Origin of the sequence: Nostoc sp., assembly GCF_036919595.1 — a bacterium.
Classification (GTDB): Bacteria; Cyanobacteriota; Cyanobacteriia; order Cyanobacteriales; family Nostocaceae; genus Nostoc.
Map to the genome: position 1 here is coordinate 1 of NZ_JBALCO010000129.1, position 26,354 is coordinate 26,354.

At 42.6% G+C, this 26,354-nt stretch carries 27 protein-coding genes; 19 read left to right on the plus strand and 8 right to left on the minus strand.

Features of this window, described 5'->3' with window-relative positions:
* The 4 genes from V7K21_RS19140 to V7K21_RS19155 form a co-directional block, all read left to right on the plus strand.
* On the plus strand, window positions 1-5,059 hold a 5,059-nt coding region (locus tag V7K21_RS19140), incomplete at its 5' end, for a tape measure protein (RefSeq protein WP_335176841.1).
* A gap of 181 nt (window positions 5,060-5,240) precedes the next feature.
* Window positions 5,241-6,017, plus strand: a complete 777-nt coding sequence (locus V7K21_RS19145) for a hypothetical protein (protein ID WP_335176842.1) — start codon at window positions 5,241-5,243, stop codon at window positions 6,015-6,017.
* A complete protein-coding gene (locus V7K21_RS19150; RefSeq protein WP_335176843.1) occupies window positions 6,014-6,487 on the plus strand; it encodes a type II toxin-antitoxin system VapC family toxin in 474 nt (157 codons plus the stop codon). Before V7K21_RS19145 ends, V7K21_RS19150 begins: the two co-directional genes overlap by 4 nt.
* A 683-nt stretch (window positions 6,488-7,170) precedes the next feature.
* On the plus strand, window positions 7,171-7,551 hold the full coding sequence (locus V7K21_RS19155; RefSeq protein WP_335176844.1) for a hypothetical protein: 381 nt from the start codon (window positions 7,171-7,173) through the stop codon (window positions 7,549-7,551).
* Here the strand turns inward: V7K21_RS19155 and V7K21_RS19160 are convergent.
* Together V7K21_RS19160 and V7K21_RS19165 are read right to left on the minus strand one after the other, a co-directional pair.
* On the minus strand, window positions 7,544-7,858 hold the full coding sequence (locus tag V7K21_RS19160) for a hypothetical protein (RefSeq protein ID WP_335176845.1): 315 nt from the start codon (window positions 7,856-7,858) through the stop codon (window positions 7,544-7,546). The genes V7K21_RS19155 and V7K21_RS19160 overlap by 8 nt on opposite strands.
* Window positions 7,859-7,981: 123 nt before the next feature.
* A complete protein-coding gene (locus V7K21_RS19165; protein ID WP_335176846.1) occupies window positions 7,982-8,479 on the minus strand; it encodes a hypothetical protein in 498 nt (165 codons plus the stop codon).
* A 141-nt stretch (window positions 8,480-8,620) separates the two neighbouring features.
* Here V7K21_RS19165 and V7K21_RS19170 point away from each other — a divergent pair, with 141 nt between their 5' ends.
* Window positions 8,621-9,169, plus strand: coding sequence for a lysozyme (locus V7K21_RS19170; RefSeq protein ID WP_335176847.1), 549 nt, complete (start codon window positions 8,621-8,623; stop codon window positions 9,167-9,169).
* Between the two features lie 58 nt (window positions 9,170-9,227).
* Here the strand turns inward: V7K21_RS19170 and V7K21_RS19175 are convergent, their stop codons facing one another.
* The gene (locus tag V7K21_RS19175; protein ID WP_335176848.1) at window positions 9,228-9,527 is read right to left on the minus strand and encodes a hypothetical protein; all 300 of its coding nucleotides are present in this window, start codon (window positions 9,525-9,527) and stop codon (window positions 9,228-9,230) included.
* 145 nt (window positions 9,528-9,672) lie between these two features.
* Between V7K21_RS19175 and V7K21_RS19180 the strand changes: the two genes are divergently transcribed.
* The 14 genes from V7K21_RS19180 (at window position 9,673) to V7K21_RS19245 (ending at window position 22,747) form a co-directional block, all read left to right on the plus strand.
* Window positions 9,673-12,105, plus strand: a complete 2,433-nt coding sequence (locus V7K21_RS19180) for a hypothetical protein (RefSeq protein ID WP_335176849.1) — start codon at window positions 9,673-9,675, stop codon at window positions 12,103-12,105.
* Window positions 12,106-12,155: 50 nt separating this feature from the next.
* On the plus strand, window positions 12,156-12,863 hold the full coding sequence (locus V7K21_RS19185; protein WP_335176850.1) for a hypothetical protein: 708 nt from the start codon (window positions 12,156-12,158) through the stop codon (window positions 12,861-12,863).
* Window positions 12,847-15,048, plus strand: coding sequence for a hypothetical protein (locus V7K21_RS19190; protein ID WP_335176851.1), 2,202 nt, complete (start codon window positions 12,847-12,849; stop codon window positions 15,046-15,048). Before V7K21_RS19185 ends, V7K21_RS19190 begins: the two co-directional genes overlap by 17 nt.
* Before the next feature lie 13 nt (window positions 15,049-15,061).
* On the plus strand, window positions 15,062-15,340 hold the full coding sequence (locus V7K21_RS19195) for a hypothetical protein (RefSeq protein ID WP_335176852.1): 279 nt from the start codon (window positions 15,062-15,064) through the stop codon (window positions 15,338-15,340).
* A 79-nt stretch (window positions 15,341-15,419) separates the two neighbouring features.
* Window positions 15,420-16,034, plus strand: a complete 615-nt coding sequence (locus V7K21_RS19200) for a hypothetical protein (RefSeq protein WP_335176853.1) — start codon at window positions 15,420-15,422, stop codon at window positions 16,032-16,034.
* A complete protein-coding gene (locus tag V7K21_RS19205; RefSeq protein ID WP_335176854.1) occupies window positions 16,034-16,711 on the plus strand; it encodes a hypothetical protein in 678 nt (225 codons plus the stop codon). Before V7K21_RS19200 ends, V7K21_RS19205 begins: the two co-directional genes overlap by 1 nt.
* 42 nt (window positions 16,712-16,753) lie before the next feature.
* The gene (locus V7K21_RS19210) at window positions 16,754-17,500 is read left to right on the plus strand and encodes a hypothetical protein (protein WP_335176855.1); all 747 of its coding nucleotides are present in this window, start codon (window positions 16,754-16,756) and stop codon (window positions 17,498-17,500) included.
* A gap of 14 nt (window positions 17,501-17,514) precedes the next feature.
* Window positions 17,515-18,609 (plus strand): major capsid protein, encoded by a 1,095-nt coding sequence (locus V7K21_RS19215; protein ID WP_335176856.1) that lies wholly within the window; start codon window positions 17,515-17,517, stop codon window positions 18,607-18,609.
* 97 nt (window positions 18,610-18,706) lie between these two features.
* A complete protein-coding gene (locus V7K21_RS19220) occupies window positions 18,707-19,132 on the plus strand; it encodes a hypothetical protein (protein WP_335176857.1) in 426 nt (141 codons plus the stop codon).
* Window positions 19,129-19,365, plus strand: coding sequence for a hypothetical protein (locus V7K21_RS19225; protein ID WP_335176858.1), 237 nt, complete (start codon window positions 19,129-19,131; stop codon window positions 19,363-19,365). Before V7K21_RS19220 ends, V7K21_RS19225 begins: the two co-directional genes overlap by 4 nt.
* Entirely contained in the window at window positions 19,331-20,647 is a 1,317-nt protein-coding gene (locus V7K21_RS19230) for a hypothetical protein (protein ID WP_335176859.1), read from the plus strand. Before V7K21_RS19225 ends, V7K21_RS19230 begins: the two co-directional genes overlap by 35 nt.
* Window positions 20,644-21,918, plus strand: a complete 1,275-nt coding sequence (locus V7K21_RS19235) for a phage head spike fiber domain-containing protein (protein ID WP_335176860.1) — start codon at window positions 20,644-20,646, stop codon at window positions 21,916-21,918. The genes V7K21_RS19230 and V7K21_RS19235 overlap by 4 nt, the downstream gene beginning before the upstream one ends.
* Window positions 21,915-22,274, plus strand: a complete 360-nt coding sequence (locus tag V7K21_RS19240; RefSeq protein WP_335176861.1) for a hypothetical protein — start codon at window positions 21,915-21,917, stop codon at window positions 22,272-22,274. The genes V7K21_RS19235 and V7K21_RS19240 overlap by 4 nt, the downstream gene beginning before the upstream one ends.
* Entirely contained in the window at window positions 22,271-22,747 is a 477-nt protein-coding gene (locus V7K21_RS19245) for a hypothetical protein (protein ID WP_335176862.1), read from the plus strand. The genes V7K21_RS19240 and V7K21_RS19245 overlap by 4 nt, the downstream gene beginning before the upstream one ends.
* Here V7K21_RS19245 and V7K21_RS19250 read toward each other — a convergent pair.
* From V7K21_RS19250 to V7K21_RS19270, 5 genes are all read right to left on the minus strand, one after another.
* Window positions 22,710-23,456, minus strand: coding sequence for a hypothetical protein (locus tag V7K21_RS19250; RefSeq protein ID WP_335176863.1), 747 nt, complete (start codon window positions 23,454-23,456; stop codon window positions 22,710-22,712). The genes V7K21_RS19245 and V7K21_RS19250 overlap by 38 nt on opposite strands.
* On the minus strand, window positions 23,374-23,904 hold the full coding sequence (locus tag V7K21_RS19255; protein WP_335176864.1) for a DNA cytosine methyltransferase: 531 nt from the start codon (window positions 23,902-23,904) through the stop codon (window positions 23,374-23,376). Before V7K21_RS19255 ends, V7K21_RS19250 begins: the two co-directional genes overlap by 83 nt.
* Window positions 23,905-24,167: 263 nt before the next feature.
* Entirely contained in the window at window positions 24,168-24,419 is a 252-nt protein-coding gene (locus tag V7K21_RS19260; protein WP_335176865.1) for a hypothetical protein, read from the minus strand.
* The gene (locus V7K21_RS19265) at window positions 24,416-25,591 is read right to left on the minus strand and encodes a helix-turn-helix domain-containing protein (RefSeq protein ID WP_335176866.1); all 1,176 of its coding nucleotides are present in this window, start codon (window positions 25,589-25,591) and stop codon (window positions 24,416-24,418) included. The genes V7K21_RS19260 and V7K21_RS19265 overlap by 4 nt, the downstream gene beginning before the upstream one ends.
* Window positions 25,584-26,294: a hypothetical protein gene (locus tag V7K21_RS19270; RefSeq protein ID WP_335176867.1), complete on the minus strand. Its 711-nt coding sequence runs from the start codon at window positions 26,292-26,294 to the stop codon at window positions 25,584-25,586. Before V7K21_RS19270 ends, V7K21_RS19265 begins: the two co-directional genes overlap by 8 nt.
* Window positions 26,295-26,354: the final 60 nt, after the last annotated feature.

Sequence of the window (26,354 nt, forward strand, 5' to 3'; positions counted from 1 at the left end):
ACATGACCGAAATGCTCTTGACTTCAAATATGCTGAGGCTGCACACGACAGAAGGGTACTAGACCCCAGATATGCTCAAGAAGCACATGACCGAAGACTAGCTCTAAACTTGCCGTCAAAACAAACGTCTTCCTCAACCGAGGATAATTATAAAACTCTTGTATCAACACCACTCCCAGATCAAAATACTCGTTCGGGATCTATTGGCTTTGGGCTTATCTCCAGACTAAACTCTCTGAAAGAAAAAGCGATCAATCTTGCAACTAACATCACGACCGAAGTCAAGAGAACTCTTAATACTGAGAGTAAAGCCGATCCAAATCGAGGGATAGGTGCATTCCTTTCTGGTTTAAAAATTGGAAAAGATGGTAGAGATACAGGTGCAAGTGCGATCGGAAATATCTTCAAGAATATTAAAAATCAAGCTGAAAGCTCTTTCCCTATCCTAAAAAATTTCAGCGGGCTTTTGTCTTCGCTTTTCAAAGGATTTTTGGCTTTTCAGGGTGGGATGATTTTGCAGAGTGTTTTGAATAAGCTGTCAACAGACGCTTTTAAAGCATTCGTCGAACTTGATCGCCTTAAAACTGCTCTCAATTTTGCATCAGGGGGAAGTGCGGGAGGCGCTCAAAATCTGGCATTTGTCAGGAAAACTGTTGAGGATTTAGGGGTTCCGCTTAAAGAGTCGGCTCAGGGCTTCACTCAGTTAGCTGCTGCTGCAAGAGGTTCCGCATTGGAGGGGAGAGAAACCCGTGAACTTTTCCTAGGTATTTCGGAAGCTAGTACAGTTCTAGGACTCAGTGCTGAGGATACCCAAGGGGCGATTTCGGCTCTCTCACAAATGATTTCAAAAAATCGGATCGGGGCGGATGATCTTCGTCAACAACTGGGCGATCGCTTGCCAGGAGCAATGGCTATTTTTGCTCGCGCTGCTGGTATGAGCGAGGCAGAGCTGAACAAGCTCATGGAATCGGGACAAGCGATTTCACAAGATATATTGCCGAAGCTATCACGACAGTTGCAATCTGAATTTGGAGAGGCTGCCAAAACTGCTGGCAAAAACGCCCAAAGCTCTATTTTTAAAGTCCAAAATGCCTTTTTAAGCTTACAGCAGGGTGTTGGCGAGGGCGTTGCACCAGCTGCAATACTGGGGTTAAATGCTCTATCTGATACTCTTGAGCAAGTAGCTAAAATTGGCAAGGAAATAGCAATTATTATCGCTGCTGTTTCTGCGGCTTTGCTTGTTAATTTGGGTAAAGCTTTGTGGACAATAATCGGACAACTGATTCTTACCAAAGCAGCTGGGGCTACATTAGGAGGCGCTTTTTCTCAGTTGGCTAGTACTATCAATAATTCTTTCTCAGCCCAGATTACAGTTGGTATTTTTGCACTTTTAGAAGCCATTAACCTTGTAAATTCAGCAGCCAACACAGAATTAGTCCAGTCTTTCAATAAAGCAGGAGAAGCTGCTAAAAGAGCCGCAGAAGAATCAAGGAAAGCGTTTGGAGATCCGGGTAAAGAGCCTGAGAAAGATACCGGAAAACCGAGAGAATCAAGTATAAAACCAGTTGCATCTAGTGGATTTGGACGGTTTTACGATGATTATCTTGCCCCAGTTTACAACGCGGATATTGGCCCTTTCAGAGGAGGCGATGTTTTCAGTGGCAATAAAGAAACCTTTGGAAGTTACGAACAAAGTCAGATGCAAGCTGGCATTGGGGATCTTGTTGGTGGTAGTGCAAATTTAGCCATTGATACCCGCAAAGCCATTAAGCAACTCCAGACTCGCACAGGTGACATTGGGAGACTTCCTGCTGTTAATACTGAACTGACGCAAGCTGAACAGCAAAGACAAATTCTTCAAGCCCAAACAAAACGTGATTACACAGACAAGGGTCTAGCAATTCCAGCCCAAGCAAAACAAGACTTAGATAATCAAAATATCAAAATCCAGCAGTTAAATGACAAAAGAGCAGAAATAGCTAAACCCTATAACTTGCAGATAACCCTGTTAGATCAACAAATTAATACTATTAAGGCTAAAAGAGAAGAGATTAAATCTCCAGAGGCGATCAAAACAGCAGGAGGGACAGAGGCAGCTGCTCAAATGGACGAACAGCTAAAATCATCCTATGAGTTGCTTAAAGGTCTTAAGGCAGGAGCAGAATCCGCCTTAGCAGCGCTGCGGGTTAACCCCATACAAGCGTTTACAAATGCCTTGCGAGGGCTAAATTTAGCATTAGCTGAGGGGCAGGAGAAGAACAAAGAAAGCCTTGCAAAAAACAAATTAGCTAATGCAAGAGTTGCGATCGCAGGCTTCTCCACCAACAAATTAGCTACTAGGCAACTAGCATTTAAAAATGCCGATGCTGAGTATAAAGCGGCTCAAACTGATGAGACGAAGCAAGCGTTGGCTGTCAAAACCTATGAAGAGGCAGCGAATAAACCTGATTTTCAAGCTACTTTAAAAAGACTTGGACTTACCCCAGACTCTAGCGTTGCCAAAATCGAGGACATACTTAAAAACACCTCAGATGAAGCTGATAAAGGCATCCTAGAGCAGCTTAAAGCTGGTCGTGAATCAAAGGCTAAATTCACCGAAACCCAAGCTGTTACTCTTGAGGCCAAAACAAAGCGTAGTCAAGTTGTGCAGGACAATGCTTTCTTCAAAATTGATGACAGTGCCGCTAACTCTCGCGCTGCTACCCAAAAGGCAGAAAATCAGAAGATTACAGCTGTTAGAAATGCCCAAACGGCTATGTCGATAACAGAAGAAGTGGCTGCTGAAAAAACTTCCAGAATCCAACTAGCTAGCACGCGAAGTCAACAAAAAAACCTTAACCAACAATTGGCTACACTCCATACTTATCATGACCAAGGTGCTATCAGTGCAGAGAAGTTTGCCGAAAAAGAGCGTGAACTCACCACCGAACAAACCAACTTAGAGAAGCAAGAAGCCGAAAATAGGCTAGCTGTGCAACAGGCAGTCATTGCACGACGACTCAAAGACATCGAGTTTGTTAATAAAAAGGCGGAATCGGCGATCGCTCTTTCTCAAACCACTAGTACCATTGGGGTAAAAACTAGACTACTGGCATCAGGGATAACCACAAGCGCCAAAGACAGCGCCGACTTAGACCAGAACTCCATTGACCAAAAGGCGGCCGTCGGTAACACTGCCCTAGTTAAAACCAAGATTGCTCAAAACCAACAAGAGTATAAAGAAGGGCGGCGAAATCAGAGACAGTTTGCAGAGGAGCAGATGACTCTAAATCTGGAATTAGCTAGGAGTCATCAGCAATTAATTGATCTCAAGATTGCGGCTGAGGAAAAATACCGTGCAATTGTTGAGCGCAACATTACGACAAATAAAACAATTGACAGTACTGCAATTGATAAGAGACTTTTGGCGGCGGGATTGACCCCACAAGCTCAAGACCAAGCAGCGATTGATAAAAATAAAGCTGCTCAAAAAGAGGTAGTTGACAAGATTAAGTTTATCAAGTCCCGTGTCAAAAATGAGCATGATGCCAAGGATGAAATAGCTGCTTTAGACTCACAGCTAACAACTTTTCAAATTGAGGAAGAAGAGAAGCGTAGAGAGAGCGTTGAGCATAACATCCAACGCATCATGCAAGCCGAGGAAAATCGCTTCAAGAAGCAAACCTCTCAACTTGATGAATCCAAGGCAAAGCTCGACCTTTACAATCAAAGTTTAGAGCGCACCAACAAATTAGAACAATCGCGCCAGAGTTTGTCTAAGGCATTGTCAGACGCCTCTCTCGTACCTGCTGAAAATCAGAAAACTGATACTGATGACGCACAGTCTTTGGTTGATAAACTCAAAGATCCAAACGTCAAACGCCGAACCCGCATGGCCGCCCGTGAGCAACTAAGAGACATGGGATATCAGGTAAATTCCAATACCAAACCTGAAGTTATAGAGTTGCAGATTAAAGAGAAAAGAATTGAAGCTGAAAACAGGATAGCTCTCATTAAGCAAATGGCTTTGGAAAAAGAACAGGAGTTTCAGCGCAAATCACTGGAAAATGACCTCAAGCGCCAGAAGATCGCGGCTCTTATGCTTCTGTATGAAGCCCAAGGGGCACAGCTATCCGCTCAAAAAGCTAAAAACGAAGCGAGTGGTGCTTTGAAAATTGCGATCGCCAAGAAAGATCCATTGGCTATTGAAACCGCTAAAACTAATCTAGAAATTGCCAATAAACAGATTGATTTGAGTAATGAGCGTGTCGCTAATGCTCAAGCCAATCTCAATGACCAACCTGAGATTGCTGCCAATGCTACTGCTGAACAGAAAGCGACTCAAGGCGCTCAAACCGAGAGCTTTGAATACGGCGAAAAAAGACGCCAACGACAAGGTGCAATAGATTTAGTGGAAACCGGGGAAAAAGCACGTAGACCGATGAGTTTGTCTTCGGCTGAGATAAAAGCGGGATCTACCAGTGGATCAAAAGATCCACAGATGACACTTCCACGGAAGATTGATATCAACCAGATGCCTAAACTGGAACTCAAGCCAGGAGAAAACATTTTTCAGGCTTATCAGAGGCAACGGGAGGGGACAGAAAGCCTCGCTCAAGAAGTATTGCCTAGCAGTATTAACATCAATCCATTGCCCAAACTAGAACTCAAGCCAGGAGAGAATATTTTTGAAGGCTATATGCGGCAGAGCGAAAAACGCGGTCTTGGGGTTTCCCCAAGTGGAGCGATTTTTCAAGACAGAAATGAAACGAAGTTGCCAACATTGGGGGCAGCACTGCCTAGTAACAAGGCTGATATGCCGCCAATGGATAAAACTGCTCTTGCTGTAAACTCAACTACCATTCAACCGCGTGAGGAGGCAAAAGGCAATCAGTTTGTAGAGGCGTTGAAAATGGCGAATCAGGGGATTGAGCAGAGGCTAGATGCTTTGAAAAGTGCGATTATCACATTGGCTAACACACCTCGTTCTCTCACAGTTTCCACGGCTAACCCAATTGATGACACGGCGGACTTGATGAATAGGATTGGTCGTGGTCAAGTTGTGGCACAGGGGATGTGACCCTAGGAAAAATTTTTCCTGGGGTCAGGTTGTGGGGCGGGAATGTGAAAAATTTTCAGAAGGCTAGACTTTAGTATGCTTCCGTTTATTCATGATACATTTGTACTATAAGCTAATTAAAAATAGGCTTAATAATTCGCCTGATTAATACACCAGAGTGATACAATCAGGGGCTAATGCAATGCGGCATCAAGACTTGAGACACAAAGCGGATGAATTTAGTAACAAGCTGACCATTGACATTGATGGCCCATATTTTCCGCTTGAAAAATTTCAAAAGGTTTTAGAGAATTTTCAAACTATATTGTCTGAGTTGGATAGAAGCATATCTAGCACAGGCAAGCCAGGTGTTGAATGGTCTATTTCATCTATCAGTAGTGCAAGTATTCATTTAACAGCAGAAGCTAACTTAATCAGTGATGAGATTGAACCTAATAGACCTGCTCAAGTTATCTCTACGTTTGTAAGGGGTTTAGAGATTCTTCAAGAAAGACCTGAGCGCCCTGTGTTGTTTACAAACAAAGCTTTAATAAGTGCTAGGGCATTTAGCGAGATGCTAGATCCTGAGAATTTTGCAGAAATAGAGTTTAGAGCAGATCCTGGGAGAATTCAGGTTACTACAAGCATTTCTTCTCATGTCGATGAAATCATCAAAGATTTTCATGCATCCTACGGTTCCATAGAGGGACAATTAGTTTCTATTAGTCTTGCTAATCAGCAATCCTTAGGAATTCGTGACTTTATAGATAATAAAATTATCAAATGCTATTTCCCAGATAGTCTTTTTGAAACAGCTAGGAATGCCTTGGGCAAAAGAATATATCTTTTTGGTGTAATCCGGCAACGAACACATGGGCCGAAAGTCAATATTAAAGTTCAAGAGCTAAAAGTATTACCAGACCCTAGTGAAATGCCTAACCTGACGGATATTTTCCGAAATCTAGGGGGTGAAAGTTGACTAAGCAACGCCACTACTGCGATTCATGTGTTTTCTTAGGATTTCTTAATAATGAATCCGACAAAATTTATGAGTGTAAAACAATCCTTCAGGCGGCAGAAGAAGGAGTAATAGAGCTTTTCACTTCAGCTTTCACGATGGCTGAGGTGATAAAAATCAAGGGAGAGGCTGAACTTGATGAGAGCAAAGAACACGTGATAGACCAATTATTTAAGCAATCATGGATTAAAGTTGCTAACTTTGAACGTGAAATGGCTCAGATATCTAGACATATAGTGTGGACATACAAATTAAAGCCATACGATGCCTTACACCTGGCCACTGCCATAAGATTAAAAGTAGATTATTTCAATACAACAGACCAGACTCTTATCAAAAAAATTCCTGCTACTGTTGGATATCTTGCTGACTATCCTGGAGTGATAGTTCAGAGACCTCACGTTGAAGGTTACACTCCACGGTTATTCTAAGCTTTCAGTCTAAAATTTTTGTTTTCTAGTTTTAAATTTTAGAAAATGCAATTACTCAATTACCACTATCACATTGGCTAATACACCCCGCAATCTCTCTGTTTCCACGGCTAACCCAATTGATGATGCAGCAGACTTGATGAACAGAATTGGTCGTGGTCAGGTAATGGCACAGGGAATGTGAACCCTGTGAAAAATTTTTCCTGGGGTTGGCTATAGGTTGATGGAGATTATGCTTGTGACAAATTTTTCATGGAGTCAGGGCGATCGCCTCGTTTGTTAATATCGATTTCGTTAATATCAGGCAGTTTTTGAGTTTATATTATCGAATCTCTTTATTATTGATAATAAGTTGATGTATGTTTTCAAAACCTTGTCAAGATAAGCTACGGACTCATCTTTCTCATCTAACCAAATCACCGCGCTTCTGTACACCATTGATTGTAGAAGTAGCCTTACATGCTTCAAAAAGTAGAGTGAGTACTGCACAGTACGGTGATGCTTGAAGTTATCCTCTAACCACTGAAAAAGTTCGGCTTCAGTCATAACCCAAAAATAGGAAATCTGATCCTAACCCCGCACCTGAAAAATTTTTTATGCGGCAGCTAACCCTCTCGATCAGTAGTATATCAGTCACGCTTAAGCGCTTTGTGTCATATGATCGCGTTTTCGCCGACACTGGAATGACTGAATACAGCATCGTCGGCACACCCTTAGATTCTGGCCCAGTTTATGAACCTAAGCACATTTGGACAGTTTCAGCAATGGTAACTCAAACTCAATGGTGGGCGTTGGGGGCAATATTTGGGGAGTGCGATCGCCTCCGCCGAACTCAAGGTAATTACAGAATCACGGTGGACGACAGTATCCAAGATTTTGTTGAGCAGGGGGCAAGGACGAGAGCACTAGCATCTGGGGGAACCCAAATCTCTTTTACAGGTGGTGTTTCTTACCCAGCACGGTTTTATGCTCGGATGTTTGAGCCGAAATCTCAGTGGCAGAGGAATGAGTTATATCCGTATGTGACAAATTTTGTATTGAGGGAATTGGATAAGGCTACTTGATAACTGATTCGTAATCATTGACAAATAATGTCAAACTTACAACCTCGCCACGTTCCATTTTTGAGGAGCCTGGGATATGCCTAAACACTTGATGATGTTGTTTTGGGTCACCTAGCAATATTTCAATGATTTGAGTCAGTGTAAGACGAGATTTAGGATTATCGCGCTCATAATTCTTAGTAATCACGCCCAAGTGGTCAAAAGGGGAAAGTGACCGGGGGGATACTCCACCCAGCGCATTTCCGGCAGAGTCACCAATTTTTGTCCCAGTGTAGTGAACCACGATCAGACTTCGCTCAGATGTCATGAAAACTTCTTCTAGCCTAAAATTAGCTTAGGAGTCCGCCTGGCAATCATTCCTGGGACGGGCGAGTCGCCCGTCCCACAGATAAAGCAAAACCGCAAGAATGCGGTTTTGCTTTACAAGTCGTTACACGTCCTTGTAATGTTCATTATTTTTAACTCTGTAAATCGTGTGAGCATCTACCTGGTATCTCCAGGTCAAGTATATGACGCTGACATCTTGGCTCAAAAGTAACCTGATTTCTTTTACCTGTTCAGGTGTAAATTTACGACTTATTTTATGTTCTTGAGTATTAATAATTGAAGCATTGTCTGGGGGATTGACAGTACCACGTTGACATCCATTGCCCATAGCAATAGAGCGATCGCCTAGCATTAAATGCTCTGGATTACAGCATCCGGGTGTTTTGCACTCAGGTCTTCTAACTATCCAAACATCATCAGGGATGGCTTCATAAAAAACTTCATAAGCAAACCTGTGCGCTGATCTGAGTTTACCTCTATATTTGAATCGCCCAATCCCGTACTTTGTTTTAACACCTTTCCAGAGCCAACACCCACACTCAAGTTTTTGAACCTTGTCCCAAAATCGTTGCTCTACATCTGGTTGAACTAAAAGCCGCATTACCATCTATTAAGCATTGGTTGACTAGTGCTACCTTGAGTGGCGCTTCAGTTTACTAGTATATACTAGTAAACTTTTGATTTTGATCCAGGTCAAAAGTGCGCCTCCAGTCGCGGTTTTTGGAAGATTAGCAAAGGAATTATGAGCGTATCAATACCCGCCCATAATGGCGATCGCCCAATGCCCATAACAGATCTACCAACATCTGGCGTAAACCTGATCAAAGAATTTGAGGGCTGCAACCTCCATGCCTACCCAGACCCGCGCACCGGCGGAAAACCCATTACCATTGGCTGGGGTGCTACTCAAAAACCTGATGGAGGCAACTGGCAGTTAGGGGAAAGCATCATCCAATCGGCTGCTGATGAGATGCTCATATTACAGCTTAAAAGAGACTATTTACCCCATCTACAAAAAATCCCCGCTTGGAATGACCTGACGGAAAACCAAAAAGGGGCAATCTTGAGTTTTGGTTACAATTTAGGTGCTAATTTTTACAATTCTTCAGGATTTACCAGTATCAGCACACTGCTTAGAAATTCTGAGCGCTGGAAAGATGTTGCAGAAGTTACACGAGTTTTCAGTTTGTACTGTAATCCGGGGAGCAACGTGGAAGTGGGTTTACGCCGCCGACGGATTGCAGAAGCAAATCTTTGGAGCCACTGTGGTCTTGGGGTCTCCCCAAGTTGAGGAGCCAGCCGTGTGGGCGGGTCTCCCGACTTGAGCGGACTGGCGTCAAGTGGCGTACTTAAACAGTAGTAGGAGCAGATATTGATTCAAGTTGAGAAGCAAGCTGCTCTAATGAAGCCAGTTTGGTCGCTGTATCGGCTTTCTCGATTTCATCTGCATTTAAGGAAGCTGTAGTCGCATCAAGCCTTGTTTGTAAATCTGCGCTTGCTGTCGTGGCAGCATCCAACTTCGTTTGTAGGTCTGTTTTTGTTGCTAACAAGAGCGCGTTTTCAGATTTCAATTGCGTGTTCTCTTGGGTGGATGCGATCGCGTTTTGAAAAATTCCAACCAATCTATCTAAAAAGTCTGTAGTTGTCATAATGCACCTATTCATTTAACCGCTCAAATATAACAATGCAACCACTTATACGAAATGCGTGTTTGATTAGTAGTTTAAAATACTCTATTACTCAGTAAACCAACAATAGGAATCATGGGCTTGAAGATGCGCTCGCTTTTCACCCATGTCCGTAAACCAATCAGCCAGAAACGTCCGTTTATTAATTGGAGGTGTAGATTTTACCCCTTGCCTCATCTCTTTTCAAGGTAGCGATAGCCATCTTGACCAATCTGGGCTAATTACCTTTACTGGGCAAATCTTGCTAGGCAAGGCCCTGGGCTTTACTCAATCCCTAGACGATCGCAAAAGTCCTAGCGCATTTTGTCGGGGAAAGGCGGTCACACTGGATATTGCTGATACCAGTGGGCAACTAAGACGCCACCCACGGGGGACACTGCGACTTTTAACACCAAAATATGACACGGAAAAACAGCAGCTAACTCTGGAAGTTGGCGATTTGATTACCCTGCTCAACTTCAAGGAACCCACTGATCCAGGCAAGGCAGACAATAAATCTAATGGATCAAATACAGCAAACTCTGTAATTACCAAGCTTCTGAGCGAAGCAGGGATTACTACTGTGCTTGGTGGTATTTCAGATACTCTCTATAATTACCCATTAAATCTTTCCGGCTCCTACCTGCAATCTGCTGGGAAATTACTATACGCAAACAACAAGATAGGGTGGATTGATAATCAAGAGCAATTCAGAATAACAAGGGTTAATGTTGAATCAACTCAATCTCTAGTTTCTCTGACAGTTGGCAAAAATGAGCTTTGGTATCGCCGATTGGGTGGGGCAGAGTCACCTTGCGAAAAGGTTAAAGCTGTTGGGACACAGATGATAACGCGGGAGATTGAACTTGATAATGAAGTTACTACTGAGCAATATGGCTCCCCCGTAATTCTTGATCCCGATACCACAGGATTGATAATAATTAATAAAACGACAGAAAACCAAAAGTGGGATGAAGATGAGGGAAAATTCACAATTACTTCAGTTACTGAAAAACCTTGGGGCTTGATTGTCTCAAGAGCTTTCTGGGATAAATTTGCCGAACCTCCCCAACTACCGCCAGAATTATTCCGGTTATTCTTGGGCGAAAATCGAATTGAGGAATCGCAGTTTGAAAATGTTGAAGATGGTGGGAAGTTAAAGCAAAGAATCACTACTTTCAACACAGATAAATCTCAGTATCTGGCAGAGATTGAAGAGGCTAGACCCGATTTTATCGTCGGGAATTTTGTCGGACTAACGAATACCAAAGTCCTTACAGAAACTTTTACTTATAGTCCCAAAGAAGTGCTTTTAAATAAAGTTACCCAGACTCAAGAACTTGCAGTAACTATCTTGAATGGCACCAATGAAAACTGGGACGATTGGGACACAATACCAGAATATTTAACAATTTCCGAATATAAATATGAAGAATGGAAACAGATTGACAAATATACTTGGCAATACGAAACCTACACTTTAAAGCCCCTAATAAAAACTGAGGGGGGTAGTACGATCAAATATTCTGATGACGTGAACGACAGAGCGAAGCAGAAATTAGGGCTGACTTTTGATTCAGACGAAAAACGCCGCTCCAATTCAGGGCAAGAAACGCCACCCGCGGCCGAGCGCCGTCCAACCATAAAACGCATAGAAGAAAATCCTGTAACCTACACAGCTACCTTTCAAGACCCATGTAGCGGCAAATTCAAGCAGCGTGAGCGCACCTACAGTGTGGACTTCTTAGCCGGCATTACCGTCCCCAATACCCAATTTTATATCAGTAGCGGAAGTAGCGCGAATCGGCAACTTGAAGCGATCGCTAAACTCGAAGGCAAATTACTCAGAGGTAGGTGGCAGGGGCAGGAGATGGCGGGGGCGATTCCTAATAGTTTACTCAATGCCTATCAGCCATTGTTTGGCGTTAATGTGACTGAGTTCGACGGTACAGCCCAAAATTATTTAGCCGATGGTTGCAGCTGGGTGGTTACAGCCCAAAAAGCTTTGTTTTCGTGTGATGGTATTTGGGTAGGGCAGTCGCAATCAGCAATTCCAGTGCAGGGGGCGATCGCAATTACTGGAAGTACGCTTTCTATTAATGGTGCGATCATTAGTGGCGCAGTTATCACCCCGGAAGGTAATGCTGTAGTGGGCAATGTGACGATTACGCCGGATGGCAGCACCATAATCAACGGTGTAACACTATCGGCTGACGGCAACGTGGTAATACCTGGTGCGGTGACTTTGCCATATATAGAAATTGAGAATTTATCTGGAGGGATGGCGCTAGGGATTGAATTCAAGTCTTACGCCTACTTGCTGACCACAACTACTTCACAAATCCAATTGGGATTGGGTGAAAGTGGGCAGTGGAGTAGTGGGTTTGTACTGCCTTTAGGTATAGGGATTGGTGCAGGCTTTACAGGAGATTTCACTTCACTCTACTGGGAGGATGTTAATTGGGGTGGCGTAGATGAAAGCGCCTGGAATGCGATCGCGACGTCACCCACATGGGAATCACTGATTTGGGATGAGGTCGATTGGGATAGGCTTCTGTAGCTATTCCTTAATACCCTGCTTGCCCAATATCCAATGTCCATTGTCTAATCATGCCAGCCGGAATTTTTACTAACCTCTGGATAAGTCAATCAGCCAAAATTTTATTCCGTGGCAGCACTCCCCCCGATGCCAGCAAATTTCGGCTATGCTTGGCGAACACTGCAACATTATCCCGCAGCAGTTCATTAGCCGATTTTATAACAAATGAACTACTGAACAACTTTGGCTATACACGGGCTTTCGCTAATTTTGGCTCAGATGGCAGCTACGACACTACGGGCCTTCGCCACGAATTACCGATCATTGGCGCTAGTTTCAGCGCCTTAGGTGGTAGCTTTCAGTTCCAAACAGCTTTCTTGATTGCTGATTCGACAGCAGTTTCTTCAATTTCTTTTACTAATTCCAACGTTAATCCAAGCTCAGATCGCATTACCATAACCGCTCATGGATTTGTTAATGGCGATAAATTAGTTTTTACACCTGATGCTCTAGCTACACTCCCTGGTGGCATTGCTGCTGGCACTATCTACCAAGTTTCTTCAGTAACTACAAACGACTTCCAGCTCCAACCCAATGGTGGCGGTACAACAATAGATATTACAGATACTGGAAGCGGCACGTTTCGCGCTAGGAGTGCCAACGGTATCATCGTTGCTTATGCTGTGGAATCAACGCCTATTACTGTACCGGATGGGCAGGGTTACAGTTACCAAATTCCCCTCGTAGTACTAAATAGCGGCTATGTCACAGGAAGCTAGTGATATTTTGAAGGCGCGATCACTTGTTAACCGCCATTTGTACCAGCAAAAAATAAGCGATGTAGCAGAGGCGTGGTCAGAGCAATCTTCACCCACTATTTACACTGGCTTTGATGTCGAATTGGGCTTGGGGAGGCTACAAGATGACAATGGAAATATCTTTTATGGCAGCGCTCAAACCAATGGAGCAGTAGGCTTGGGTGAAAATATCAGGCTCAGGCGAGGTGGGGTACTTGCCAAATACGATGCGATGCCTAGGAAAAAAATAGAATTAAATGTAGAACCTATAATCAATAAACCATACAGGGTCAAAACTTTATTTTATCTTTATAACTCTGATGGCATTCATCTTGATATTTATATTGGGGGCGATCGCCCAACTCCACAAAAAATTCTAAACACAGATATATCTAGCATTGGCTACATCACAAATTTAGGCACTAACAAATATCTGGCATCTGTGAAGTATACAGAAGCTAGATTAAGAAAATATTTATTTAAAAGTAATAAATTAAAAGAACCTGTTGCAATTACTAATCCGATTATTAACGGTGTTGAATATTATCTAGGTAACGGATTGTGGGAGTCCAATTCGGGTTCTCCAACCCGGAATATGATCCATGATTTAGAAATTCATAATTTTCCTGTTGATATTGTTGAAGCAGCTTTATATGATACCTATGGACGAGCATTGAGGCGTAACAAAGTAGATGCTTACGCCTCGACTTGGACACCAGAAAATCCAAATTCTTTATTTAGCTTTAAGCGAACTCTTGTAAGTTACGTGTACGGTGAACTAGATCCTACTAACTATCTTCAAGGGGTTGGGGTTAGCTATATACTTCCGAGTACTATATCTTTTTCCTTTACCTACCCAGACGAAAGCTATACCTTCCCAGATGGAGGAAAATCACAATTTTCTTTGCAAATCAATGGGGGTACTTTTGGTACAGGAACGAGTATTGCTACAGCTCAACCAGCCACTTTTTATTTTTCTCTAAGACCTACTTCTAATAGTTCACCTACCAATGTGGCATCTATTCCAGATGGGGCATATTTCCCTGGTATTTTTGCTTCTTTTTTATTTCACGGAGGAAGACAGAATTATAGTAACTGGCTAACAACCACCATAAATTCTGTGACACTCATCGACGGAACTTATCCTCTATTAGGTCTAGAAGTACATAATCCAGACGGGACTACAACAATTACATATACTTTCCCCAACGGTGGAACAACTATTTGGGGTTTTATCCCTACTCCTCCATTAGGATCTGCCCCTACATTAATTCCCCCAGTTATTGAAGAAAACTATTTAGAAAATTACTCTGGTATCTTTTTAGCTCAACAAACAACCGATGGTTATTTATATCAAATTTGGAGCGCGACTCGGAAGATTAAGATTGGAAACTTTGTTGATGAAAGTGATAATGAGTTTGTAGAGACAAATAACGTTATAACACTTAAAGTTAAACCTACTAACAAACTAGGCAATACTATTATTTTAGACAACAGCGATTTTTTGATAATATCTAGCTGGACTAGCTTATCGGATATCGACAAAGATTCAACTAACGTTGTCTTAGTTTGCGAACAAACTTATAATAAAGATTTCAAGGTTAATAGTGCTATTGGTCAACCGATACTATTTAACGTAAACATTGACGAGAAAGTGCCACCAGGGAGTATCCCCGGTAACGCAATTCGTAGTTTCCCAGCATTAATTAGAGGTGTAATATCTAATGCAGTTTATACCAATACAGGTAAATTAACGATTAACGTTATAATCTCTAAAATTTCGTTAAAAACTTATACTTCATTTTTAAATAAGTTAATTACAGATAATGGCTCTTATTATTCCTACTTTTTTCGTAAAGCAAGTTCGTCACACTTTGGCTCATTTATCAATAAAAGTATATTAAAAGTAATCCCACTAAATCCAATAGCGTCCACCTTTTTGAGTGACACATATATCAATGAAATTAGTGGTATCAACTCATGCAGTGACAATATAGTGAATAAAAAAATATATTCAGTAGTCAGTATTTCTGACAGTAACGCAAGTGTAGAAAAATGGGATATACAAGCAGATGGAAAAATTAAGTATAATGGAGTTTTTACCACACCGTATTATAAAATACCTAAAGATTCAGTGATTTTTTGTAACAGCTTTCATCCTTTATGAGGAATGCTTATAGATGAACGAAATATCAATTCTGCGATCACTTGGGCTAACTAATCGAGGCATCTATCACTCCAAGCTAGTCCAAACCCAAAAAACGAGCGATCGCATCCTCGAAAACAGTGTCAAGATCCTCAATTACGATGCTCAAGTGGGGCAATACAACGTCCAAAATACCGCAGAACAAATATTTTCAGCGAGGGCAATTTCCAATGGCGTATTCGCAATTGGCGACCAAGTAAGCTTAATTGCACCAGTGGGCGGGATACCGATTATTGATGCGATGCCACGTTAGGGATTGGGTACTAGGGACTGGGGACTAAGGACAAAGATAACAACTAATCCCCAATACCCAATCCCCAGTACCCGATCCTATGACGATTCAGACTGGATATGCGATCGCCGATATCCCAACCCTCAAAACCTTAACTTCAACTCAGAGGATAGACGGTTATTCTCGATTAGTAAAATCTGATGCTTCTGGAATTCCTTCTTGGTATACCTTCATAAACGCCAGTACTGCCACACCAGATGATGATTTGGTAGTAACGCCATCTGACAATCCCAGTACTGGTAGGTGGCTTAAAAGCAGTGGTGCAGGTGGTGGCTCTGCTAGTTTTGGAGGGCAAATAATTTGTACCTCCCAATGCACCTCTTCAGCAGGTGGAAGCGGTAAAGCGTTTCAATTTTACGCGCCGCAAGCCAATCTAAAATTAATAATTCAGCCTGGATTTAATATCAATATTCAGTCAGGCAGTCAAGCGATCGCAATCTACAGATGGTCGCAAGAACCCAATACTTTACTTGTCGGTAGAGAATCGATACCTGTTGCTCAACTATCAGAGGATGGGGGCAACCTCACTATTACTATTGATTCAACTTATCAGTGGATTACGATATTTGCTAAAAATCCATCTAATAGCAATTATTTAGACGGGGTTTGTTTTGTAATTAATGGCAACGTAATTACGTTATTAGGGTATTTTTGATGATTAACAGATTAGCTTGTAAAATACTTGCTCGTATTTTTATCAAACTACCACATAATCTGATGCTTGATATTCTCAAGCGGCTGGAAGTTGGGGTTTATTTATTTTGCCGTCGCCAGTCAGTTTTATATCCGGAATTAAAGGATTTATTAGAGGAGCAAGCTGTGAGTGAATATAGACATGCTCAAGCTTTCGCAACTCTTGCCAACTTAAAATTGCATTTGCCACCACAGCATTTGATAGACAAACCAGAATCCCTAAATTGGAATCGCTTAACCTGGAGCGAAGGAGATTGGGGTGAGCCTGTTGATGGAATAAGTACTCGGTTTTTGAGTTCTAGATTATTTTTTAAAGGGAGAACGGCATCTGATTATGATTTGTCTAACAAACTTGCCTTTATGCACGTTTTGGAGAATTTGCAAATTAGCTTTTACAAACAATTAGCCAAGTTTTGCTCAAGCGATGTCCGCAAAACAATAAATAAAATTGTTCGAGATGAAAATGAGCATTCTGATAACTTGTTGTCTGCACTGCAAGCGATTGAACCTGAGTGGGAGCAACTAATCAACTATTGGCAAATGCGGCAAAATTTAGCATTACTACTGCTACCTATTGATTTAGCTTTATACCTTTTCACTCATATCTTGCGATTGGCTATGTGGGTGTGCTTTGGTTAATACCGGGAAAACTGATAGCGACAATATACCGCGTGATGCGTTATGCCGCCAGAATCAGAACCAAATTCTACACAGCCTGAGACCAAGCAGTACAGTGATGAAGAAATCACTAAAATTCTTAATACAGCCCAAGCCACTCGTAAAGAGCGAGATGATGTCGCTAAAAAGGCTAAAGATTTAGAAACCAAGGTTGCTGAACTCTCAGAAAATTTAGAAAAAATCAAGGGTATCGACCCGGTTAAATACAGAGAATTAGAAAATATAGCCGCTTCTTATGAGGAACGCAAGCTCGAAGAACAGCGTGGCTTTGCTGAATTAAAAGAGCGCTGGACTGGCGAAAAAACATCTCTACAGCAGCAAATTCAACAACTGCAAGAGAGCAATAGACAAGCTCAAATTGTCAACGCTCTCGAAAAATCTTTCTATGCAACTGGCGGCAAGTCTGGCAAGGATGATGATGGGCTGACTTATTTTGATTTGATTCGCGATCGCGCCGCTAATTATATCGTGCTGGATGAAGAATCCGGGAAAATCACCATCATCGATCCCAAGGACAAAACAATCCTCAGAGATGCCAAAGGCGTACCTTTTACTGTTGATGATTTGATGTTCAAATTGCGTTCTGGCGGGCCCACGGCTTCGCTGTTTGATCCAGTTAGCAATGGAGCCGGATCTGGAATGACACGAGGGCAAGGCAGCCAAAACACGGGAATGGTGCGAGAGCAAATTATGCAAATACCTTCTCGTTCGGATCGACTATCAAGGTCAAGAGCATTGGGAATTAAGTGATAAGAACTGACTGAGTGACTCAGCGGAAAACGCGGTCTTGGGATGCATCCCAAGTGAAGCGATTTTCCAAGACAGTTATTACTTATTTCATTAGTCGTAGGCGTGATGCCGATGGCGAACGGCAACAAATTTTTGGCACTTGTGTTGAGCGAAGTCGAAACATCACGATTATGGCAATAACTCTTTTGGAGGCAGCGAAAGTTGCGCCCTCCATTCAAACTGCAACAATTATTGAAGAATATGCAGCGTCTTCTGACATCCTCCGCGTCATTCCTTTCGAGGATGTGGCAGGAACCGGTAAACATTACAACCGCGAAGATAAACTTCCTGGCGTAGGATTTCGTGGCATCAACGAAGGCTATAAAGAGTCAGTTGGGGTACTAAATCCTCAATCGGAAGCGCTGAAAATTTTTGGCGGAGACTTAGACGTAGACCGCGCCATCATCGATATGCAAGGTGAGCAAGTCCGCTCTGTACATGAAATGATGAAGGTCAAAGCCTTAGCCCTTTCCTGGACTTATAACTTTATTAAAGGCGACTCCAGCATTGATCCGCGTGGCTTCGACGGATTGCAAGTGCGGCTAACGGGCACACAACTAGTCTCTAACAACGACGCAGGCGGGCCACTTTCTTTAGAAAGGCTTGATCAGCTGATTGACGTGGTAGATACGCCCACGCACCTAATCATGGGTAAATCAGCACGACGCAAACTCAACCAAGCGGTTAGAAACCGCACTGTTTCGGGTGACATTGAATTTACTCAAGACCAGTTTGGCAGCCGAGTAATGATGTATAACGGTTTGCCAATTCTCATCGCCGACTACGACAACAACGGCAACACCATCATGGACTTTACTGAAACAAGTCCCGATGGCACATCCAGCACTCAATGCCAAAGCATTTATTGTGTCTGTTTTAAAGAAATGATGCTCAATGGCATTCAAGGTGCTGTAGATGGCGTGTATGGTGTCAGTTCTCGTGATTTAGGGGAACTGGAAACCAAGCCGGTATTTAGGACACGGGTCGATTGGTATACAGCGATCGCCTGTTATCACGGTCGGGCAGCTGCTCGGCTATATGGGATCACCAATGCTCCACCGATTTCGTAGAGACGCGATGTTCCTCTCTTCTCCTGTCGGAGACGCGCAAGGGACGAGAGGCTACGCCAACGCGTCTGTCCAAAAATTATTCATTCCTTGAAAATATATGGCTCGTTCAACCATCGCCAATCGCCGTGCGATTTTACTTGATGCATATTTGATTTTGCGCGATTTGACAACTGCTGTTGTGATCGCCACAACAACTGCTGAAGCTGCAAATACAAACGTCAATCCGGCGGAAGTTGGCTATTACAAAGCTGTTGTAGATGTGGTTGCCCACACTGGATATGTTGCTAGTAGCGCACAGTGGGTAATCACGATTGAAGCAAGTGCCGATAATGTGACTTTCGTCCCTGTCGGAACCGTTATCCCTACAGGAGTTGCTGGGCGTTTCCAGGTTCCTTTGAGCGGTGAATGGGTAGAGAAGAATTTACCCAATACTCCTTATCCCAACATTATTTACACCCGTGCTAAGGCTACAAAAATCGGTAGCCCTGGCAACTTAAATTACGGAGCATTTTTGACATCATGAGCGCTCCTGTTACTCTTTACAGCCCAGATGGCAAGCGATCGCGTGAAATCGCCGCTGTTGATGCACCGGGATGGATTAGGAATGGCTGGTCTGCGACACCAGTCGTAATTCCTCTTATTTGCCCAGAACCTCCATTAGTTGAGACGCTCTCTCCAGTTGTAGCCGTAGCAGAACCAACCCCAAAACAAGCCAAACGCAATGACATACCAAGAAACGCCATACCAGAAAACTAATATTGTTGATGCGAGTGGCAATGTCATTAATTCTTTTGGCGGTGGTGGCAGTAGTAGCGATGCCTCTGCCGCCAAACAACAATCTCAAATTGATCTAGAAACACAAATACGCGATCGCCTACCGAATGCGTTGGTAAGTGGTCGATTACCTGTGGACGCTCCTTTGGCAAACGGTGCGGCTACCGACATAACTCTACAACAAGTAAGAGACGCAATCAAAGCACAAATTGACATTGCTTCGACGATCTGGACAGACAATAGTGGCTCTTTTTATGTTCGTCGTGATATTGTAAACGAGGGTTTAGGAACAATTGCCGTTATTTTTACAGATCCATCTGGTAGCGCAGCAATACCAGGGTCGGGATTGCGCCCATTGGCAACTACTGACAAAGACACTCTGACAGATTTTTATGATGTGCTGGCAAATGGCACTGGTTATTCTGTTGGGGATTTACTTTCTAGAGTTGCCATCCTAGATATAAATAGCAGCACGCCATCTGTTGCTGCTATTTGGCTTAATCTTTCTCTTGGTACGATTTTAAGCTCTGCTCCAACAAATTATAATATTGAAAGAGCAAACGAAAACATTGGTGCAAGACAGCTAGGCACTTGGAACCTCAACAACATTTTTGGGACGATTACTTTACCAACTGGTGCAGCAACTGATTTGGTCTTGGGGGCAGTGCGCGATCGCCTCCCTTCAACTCTTGGAGCAAAAGCAGCAGCAAATAGTTTGAGCATTGCTCCTGCAACTGATGCAGCATTTGTCTTGGGGCCAAGTTCAAGCTTTATAGGTAGAAGTGGGATTCGTGCTTTTCGTGCAGTAGCAAACTTTACCCGTCCGGCTGATACAACACAGTATACTGTGAACGATGCGATCACAAATTCGACTTCTGCTCCGACAATATTAACCGCAGATTTAAGTTCTTTTGGAGGGACTGCTGGCACATTTATTTGCTTTACTAACGCGAGGGTGATTAGCGATATCGCGCAAACAGTTTTACCTTTCATAAATGTAGTAATTTTCGGCTCTACTTTTACAGTAACTAACGATAATTCACAATTGTCGATTGCCGATGCTACAGCCCAATTAGGAGGACAAATAATTCCCTGCTATAACACCTATAATTTTGCTGCTAATAGTAGATGTGTCAGTGACCCCGGACAATGGTTGATGCAGCTCGCGTCAACTTCAATTTTCTTCACTCTCCAAGCTGCTAACGCTTATATTCCCGGTAGCGGAGAAAGGTTTGATGTAATTTTAGAGGGATTTGTACTATGATTCCTCTGTTGATGAAACCAAACGTTAGAAGCGATTTAATCTATAGGGGTGTTAGACCAGCCTTAGATTTGAATTTTGCAAAGAATAAATCTTTAGTTGACAATATTTCTAAAACAAACTTAATTACTTTTTCTAGAGCTTCTAGTGGAACTTTTGTTGGTAGTGATGGGTTGATACAGACAGCAGCAACCGATGCTGCTAGATTTACTCATAACCCAATAACTCTAGAAAGCCTGGGATTATTGATAGAGGAGCAAAGAACTAACCTAGTTCAAGCTAGTAGTGATTTTTCATCCGCAGCCTGGGGTATCGGTAGCGTTACAATTGCTGCTAATGCAACAAATGCACCCGACGGGACGAATACCGCGCAGTTGATTACAACATCAGCCACTTCCGAATGTGGATTTACTGAATTTTCCATAAATGCAACTACAAATACTACTTACACATCGAGCGTATTTGTAAAGCAAAATACATGTCGATATTTTATATTAAGATTGCTCCCTGCTAGTGGAAACGCAAGTTGTTGGTTTGATTTGCAAACCGGAACAGTATCTTTTTCAGATACAGCGATTGTTTCAGCCACGATTACACCTTATCCAAACGGGTGGTACAGAATTTCAGCTACAGCCACGGTAGGAAGTTCTGTAGCCTATCAAAATAGGTTTGACTTTAGACTGGCCAGCACCACTGGAAGCTTTGGTAATGTTGTTGGGCAATCACTCTACATGTGGGGCGCACAAGTAGAAGTAGGGGCAAATCCTAGTTCTTATATTCCAACAACTGGTGCAACAGTTACTCGTGCTGCTGATAATTGTTATATAAACAGTAGTAATTTTTCTAGTTGGTACAACCCTGCTCAAAGTACTATTTATTGTGATGCTTATACGCCCTTAGCGGTTATCACGCCTAACAGTGGCTATTTCTACTCGTTTTATAATACTACGCTTGGAGGAGGGTACAGTTTCGCCGCGCAGATACTTCCTGCTGGAACTTTGGCAATGTCATATAGAAATGTTGGTAACTTTGATATTTCTATGGGAGCTTTGATTTCTAACACAAGAAGTAAATCAGCTTATTCTTTAGAGTCTGGATTAATTTGTGCCTCGTATAATAATCAACTTTCTGCGAGTAACAACCCTACATCATTACCTACTGTAAATATTTTATATATAGGAAACCAGAATGGATTGTGTTTAAATGCTCCTATTAAAAGACTAGTTTACTGGGGTATAAAGTTACCACAAATCCAAAATTTAACGTTGACATGAACACTGATTATTATTTAAAATTCCTTGACCATGAAACTGCCAAAGTAGTTTTAAAAAAACTATCTTTTATTGATGAAGAAAATAATTATATTACGGATTCATCCAACCATTGTTTGATTGTAATAGGTAAGATTTACAAGCGACAGACAGTAGACAGGGTTGAGCAGAATATAGAAATAGAAGGTTTTTTTATTAATTTATTCTTGAGAAATGATGCAAGTCAAGAAATAGCGATCGCACTTTCAGAATACCTTTGCCCTGAGCCAGTAACTCCAAATAACATGAGATTTGGAGGTAATATTGACTACTCTAATGAAACAGCTTTATTAGCATTTTTAAGCGAGGAAATACTATGACTTTAGATGCGATCGCCTTTCGTCCAGATGGCAGCTTGCTGATTAGAGAAATCATCAATGGTATCAAGATGGGAAAATCTATATCCCTCACGGATGATTTATCTAATGAATCCGAAGAGGTCAAAAGTTTCGTTAATCTTCATCGTTCGTTAGTTACAGAGCAAATAAATAAGCCCAACTGGGGACAATTTAATCGGGAGGCTCTAATGAGTATGGCATTAGGAGGAATCTTAATGAATAGCTCTAACCAGTACGCAGTAGACAATTTACGAACAATCATTGCTCCGCTTGGCTACACTGGATTAGCTAAAGAAGATTATCCACTACTTCAAGCAGTTTGGGCAGAGATAGTAAAAGGGCTTCCTGTTGTACCTAGCGAAAACCAGATCGCAGAACTAAAAGCGATCGCCCTTAATGCCAATATGCCCTTTACTTTTAATGAGGTGGGGCTGATTGATGAAGAGACTTTATAGAAGCTTGATGACTCATCCCCTGTTGCCGTAATTGGCGATAGGCAAACATCAAACCAGCAGGAATCTCACTCTCTAATTTGCGCTCCAATAAAGGCTTAATCGCAGTCAAAATATCAGTAATTTCTGCTGGGATAATTCCGTTCCCTAACATCTTAATTCGCTGAGTTTGACTAATAGTAATTTCATCACCTTCACCATTAATTCCGATCGCCGTTGAACCAACCTCCCACCCCATCAATTGCTCTGCCTCTGTAGCATTGATAGGGCGCTCAAGGTAGGTTTCACCTTGATACTCACGTGGATCTTGCCTGCCAGAATCTTCTGCCCGGCAGACTTCACGAATTTTTAAGGCCCCACTTCCAGATTGATGATTGCCGCCAGTATTTGAGAGGCTTCGCAACGTCGGGGATTCTTCTGTGTAAATGCGATCGCTCCCAGCAGCGCGATAAATAACAGAAAATTTGCGACCGCCAACTCCAGGACTAAGTAAACAGGGCGATTCCTGTTTATACAGTCTACCTCCAGATGCGTGGTGGATATCCAAGACTGCTGGCTCTATTGATTCTTTGGTAGCTGAATTGATAGAAATTGCACCCAAAATCTCAGCTAAAGACTTCTTTTGTGGCTTAGGCACTGTCGCTCTGATATCGCCTGTGAATACCCACACAGAATAATCGCTCTCGGTTTTGGGGGACGTGTCGATTCCCATTTCGCACTTGCCAAGTCCCCAAATACCCCACCTGGAGCAACGCGTCAATGATTTTGATGTAATCAAGCCCTTCTCCACTAGAGAGGACTGCTGAAACTTGCTCCCAAAGAAAAGCTGGAGGCTGGAGGATTTCAAGGAATCTGACGAACTCAAAAAACAACTGTCCGCGAGTTCCTTCAATCCCGGTGCGTTTTCCAGCAAGACTGAAATCGGGGCAAGGACTTCCGCCAATGATGATATCGACACTGTAGAGACTTCTGATAAATTCGTTGGTGAGAGTGGTAATGTCTTGCTCAATGAGTTGGACACTTGGGAATCGCTTTCTGTAGACAGCTGCGGCGTAGGGATTATTTTCGATCGCCCATTGGGGTTTGTATCCTGCGGCGATCGCACCTTCTGTGTCACCTCCGCCACCGGCAAACAATATTCCTGCTGTAAGTTTACACATACGACTTGTAAATCATCTTTGATTTTTTCCAAATACTCATAACTCCACTGCTGACCATTGGGAGAGTGTTTGACCCCATCCCAATAAACGATCACCCAAATTTCTAGAGTGTCTGCGATCATGCCAGTTCTTGGCTTAACACTAGGGAAAGTGTCGCGAACGCGATCACCTACCTGAAATCGACTGCGACCAATAACGGGTTTCATACTGCTTCAAGCCCATCGCAATTAAGCTAGCCCAAGGTTGCCACAGGCTAATAGCTTTCATCCGATGATCGCCTCCTCACTCCGGTCGTAAGCTCTATCTGCTAATTCTTTAGGGATAATTCGCAGCATCGAATAGTGAATCCAGTCTTGATACGCTCCGTCGATACTCTCAACTAAAAACAGTATTGTTGAGCAATTGGTGATATTTGTCGCAAGCTTCATTCTTGCCAACACACGGCAAGGGAAATAGCCGCCGTGACTGCAATAATCAAAGTCTGCCTCAATGGGAGGATGAAAAGCTTTAATCATGTACCCTCCATTGGGTAACGCCGCATCATTTCTAAGAGTAGCAATCGGCTTCCATCTGGCAGAAACGCCCACTGCCCTCCCTCCATTCCACGCACTATTCCTTGCTTATATGCCCAGTCAAACCAGGTCTTTATGTCAGATGTCACAGCATTTTTAGCTTTAGCTCCACTTTGACAACTATTGATGAATAATCCTGTTGGGTTGTCGCACCAACCCTCTTGGATCGCTTCCTTCACCCGCACGATCGCCCCTGCCACATTGCCCCAATATTTTTTAATCACCCCCAAACATGGATCTGGATTAATCCGCAGCCTTTTTAGCTCAGTGCAAGTCTCCCTGATTTCATTTTTTGTGGGCAATGAAATTAAATTTGAAACAGCCTTAATTTCCAGCGCGGAAGATGAATCATCATGAGGATCTATCTCGTCAGATGAGTCAACTTGTTCTGACTTTTCAACGAAGTGAGAAATCTGGTTTTGCTCCCAAGTATTGGTTGCAGCAACGATGGACTCCCAATCTGGTTCCGGTTCTTCCATCGCTTCCTTTTTTTCAGCAACATCAGTGTTGTTATTTTTAAAAAAGTTTAAGTTAGTTTCTAATGTTGGCGGATTATTCGCATTGATCGGCTCATTTTTTGGCCTATCTATGTCAATTTTTTCGCATCGACGTGTTGGCGCAGCTTCTCCAAGAGTTGTCTGCTTGGCGTCCGCATCCCCGTGGCGATAGTGTAGCGTTAGCTCATCCTGGAGCGTCGCTTCCTCGAAAAACAACGCTTTTGACAATATATCTGGATATTTCCAGAAGCCAAGCACCTTTGATAATTCAGCCCATTCGGATTTCTCAAATTCTATTGGTGGCAGCCAATTTGGATTTAGTCTGTAGATATTTGCTGTATCCTTTGGAAAATATTGTGCTGGCAATTCATCTATCAGCTTATCAGTCACCAATTCCCTGAGATGCTTGCTGATTGTTTCCCGACAGTATCCTAGTGTTTCACCCAGATTTTCATTGGTTGTTCTAACCCACTCTTGCCCATAGAAGTGCTTGCCATCCAACCAAGAAAGGATTGCGGCTTTGCATTTGTGGCGACGATTAAAAATTTCGAGAAATTCTTTGAGGATATTCACTGGCGTACTGATTTGGCCTAGCGTGAAAGAAGCAAAATTATTCATCACTCGCTCTCTCTGCCCAGAATCGCTGTAGTAGTTCTTGTTTCGCGTCTTCTAATCTCCACATTTCGGTGGGTGTTACCTTACCAATAATTCGCTCCATTTCATGTCTTTGCTGGATTCTTGCATCTGCATCTAAGTTGATAGGTGTGGCGCGAAGTTCATCTGGTTGGAAGCCGAAATTTTGATAGAGATAGCGGAAGTGATATTTGTCTTGTGGTGGCAACAATGCCCATGTGCTGGCATCCCATCCTGACGGCATGAAATCACTAGTTGGCGGAAGAATTTTTTGGACTTGGTAGGAGAGGCGATCAAAATTCTCTTGTAACTGCTGAATCTGACATTGCAATTGCCCAATTGTTTTAGCTGATTCCTTAGCTTTCTCTTCACATTGAAGAAAATACTGTCGAACTTGCCACCCAATTTCTGTTCCCGCCATCATGCCCATTTCTTTGAGGCAATTTACGGTCAGCCAGATATTTTCTTCTGGCCTGCCTCCTTTGGAGTTTTCATCCAAGATGATGAAAACCTTGTAGTCTAAGTCTTTGCGGAAATATTTAACTAGTTTTCTCTTAGCATTGGCTTTGGTTGAATAGCCAAGCCAGGAACAGGCTAGTTCAAATTCTACAGGGAATTTTTCTGATGATTCCCATAGATAAATCGCTATTTCTTCGGATATCTCTTGATTAGAAAATGGTATAATCATATTAGATTCGTCGGTTTCCTTGTACGTGTTTTTTTTGGCAAGGGAGCCTCTTTTTTTTGG

Excerpts from the sequence above, each read along its gene's own strand:
- V7K21_RS19165 (WP_335176846.1), bottom strand. The coding sequence starts at position 8,479 with ATGCGGCTTTTAGTTCAACCAGATGTAGAGCAACGATTTTGGGACAAG.
- V7K21_RS19265 (WP_335176866.1), bottom strand. The coding sequence starts at position 25,591 with ATGAATAATTTTGCTTCTTTCACGCTAGGCCAAATCAGTACGCCAGTG.
- V7K21_RS19155 (WP_335176844.1), top strand. The coding sequence starts at position 7,171 with ATGACTGAATACAGCATCGTCGGCACACCCTTAGATTCTGGCCCAGTT.
- V7K21_RS19200 (WP_335176853.1), top strand. The coding sequence starts at position 15,420 with ATGACGATTCAGACTGGATATGCGATCGCCGATATCCCAACCCTCAAA.
- V7K21_RS19250 (WP_335176863.1), bottom strand. The coding sequence starts at position 23,456 with ATGGGAATCGACACGTCCCCCAAAACCGAGAGCGATTATTCTGTGTGG.
- V7K21_RS19185 (WP_335176850.1), top strand. The coding sequence starts at position 12,156 with ATGCCAGCCGGAATTTTTACTAACCTCTGGATAAGTCAATCAGCCAAA.
- V7K21_RS19180 (WP_335176849.1), top strand. The coding sequence starts at position 9,673 with ATGTCCGTAAACCAATCAGCCAGAAACGTCCGTTTATTAATTGGAGGT.
- V7K21_RS19205 (WP_335176854.1), top strand. The coding sequence starts at position 16,034 with ATGATTAACAGATTAGCTTGTAAAATACTTGCTCGTATTTTTATCAAA.
- V7K21_RS19245 (WP_335176862.1), top strand. The coding sequence starts at position 22,271 with ATGACTTTAGATGCGATCGCCTTTCGTCCAGATGGCAGCTTGCTGATT.
- V7K21_RS19230 (WP_335176859.1), top strand. The coding sequence starts at position 19,331 with ATGACATACCAAGAAACGCCATACCAGAAAACTAATATTGTTGATGCG.
- V7K21_RS19175 (WP_335176848.1), bottom strand. The coding sequence starts at position 9,527 with ATGACAACTACAGACTTTTTAGATAGATTGGTTGGAATTTTTCAAAAC.
- V7K21_RS19190 (WP_335176851.1), top strand. The coding sequence starts at position 12,847 with ATGTCACAGGAAGCTAGTGATATTTTGAAGGCGCGATCACTTGTTAAC.
- V7K21_RS19145 (WP_335176842.1), top strand. The coding sequence starts at position 5,241 with ATGCGGCATCAAGACTTGAGACACAAAGCGGATGAATTTAGTAACAAG.
- V7K21_RS19160 (WP_335176845.1), bottom strand. The coding sequence starts at position 7,858 with ATGACATCTGAGCGAAGTCTGATCGTGGTTCACTACACTGGGACAAAA.
- V7K21_RS19170 (WP_335176847.1), top strand. The coding sequence starts at position 8,621 with ATGAGCGTATCAATACCCGCCCATAATGGCGATCGCCCAATGCCCATA.
- V7K21_RS19210 (WP_335176855.1), top strand. The coding sequence starts at position 16,754 with ATGCCGCCAGAATCAGAACCAAATTCTACACAGCCTGAGACCAAGCAG.
- V7K21_RS19225 (WP_335176858.1), top strand. The coding sequence starts at position 19,129 with ATGAGCGCTCCTGTTACTCTTTACAGCCCAGATGGCAAGCGATCGCGT.
- V7K21_RS19270 (WP_335176867.1), bottom strand. The coding sequence starts at position 26,294 with ATGATTATACCATTTTCTAATCAAGAGATATCCGAAGAAATAGCGATT.
- V7K21_RS19255 (WP_335176864.1), bottom strand. The coding sequence starts at position 23,904 with ATGTGTAAACTTACAGCAGGAATATTGTTTGCCGGTGGCGGAGGTGAC.
- V7K21_RS19235 (WP_335176860.1), top strand. The coding sequence starts at position 20,644 with ATGATTCCTCTGTTGATGAAACCAAACGTTAGAAGCGATTTAATCTAT.
- V7K21_RS19240 (WP_335176861.1), top strand. The coding sequence starts at position 21,915 with ATGAACACTGATTATTATTTAAAATTCCTTGACCATGAAACTGCCAAA.
- V7K21_RS19195 (WP_335176852.1), top strand. The coding sequence starts at position 15,062 with ATGAACGAAATATCAATTCTGCGATCACTTGGGCTAACTAATCGAGGC.
- V7K21_RS19220 (WP_335176857.1), top strand. The coding sequence starts at position 18,707 with ATGGCTCGTTCAACCATCGCCAATCGCCGTGCGATTTTACTTGATGCA.
- V7K21_RS19260 (WP_335176865.1), bottom strand. The coding sequence starts at position 24,419 with ATGATTAAAGCTTTTCATCCTCCCATTGAGGCAGACTTTGATTATTGC.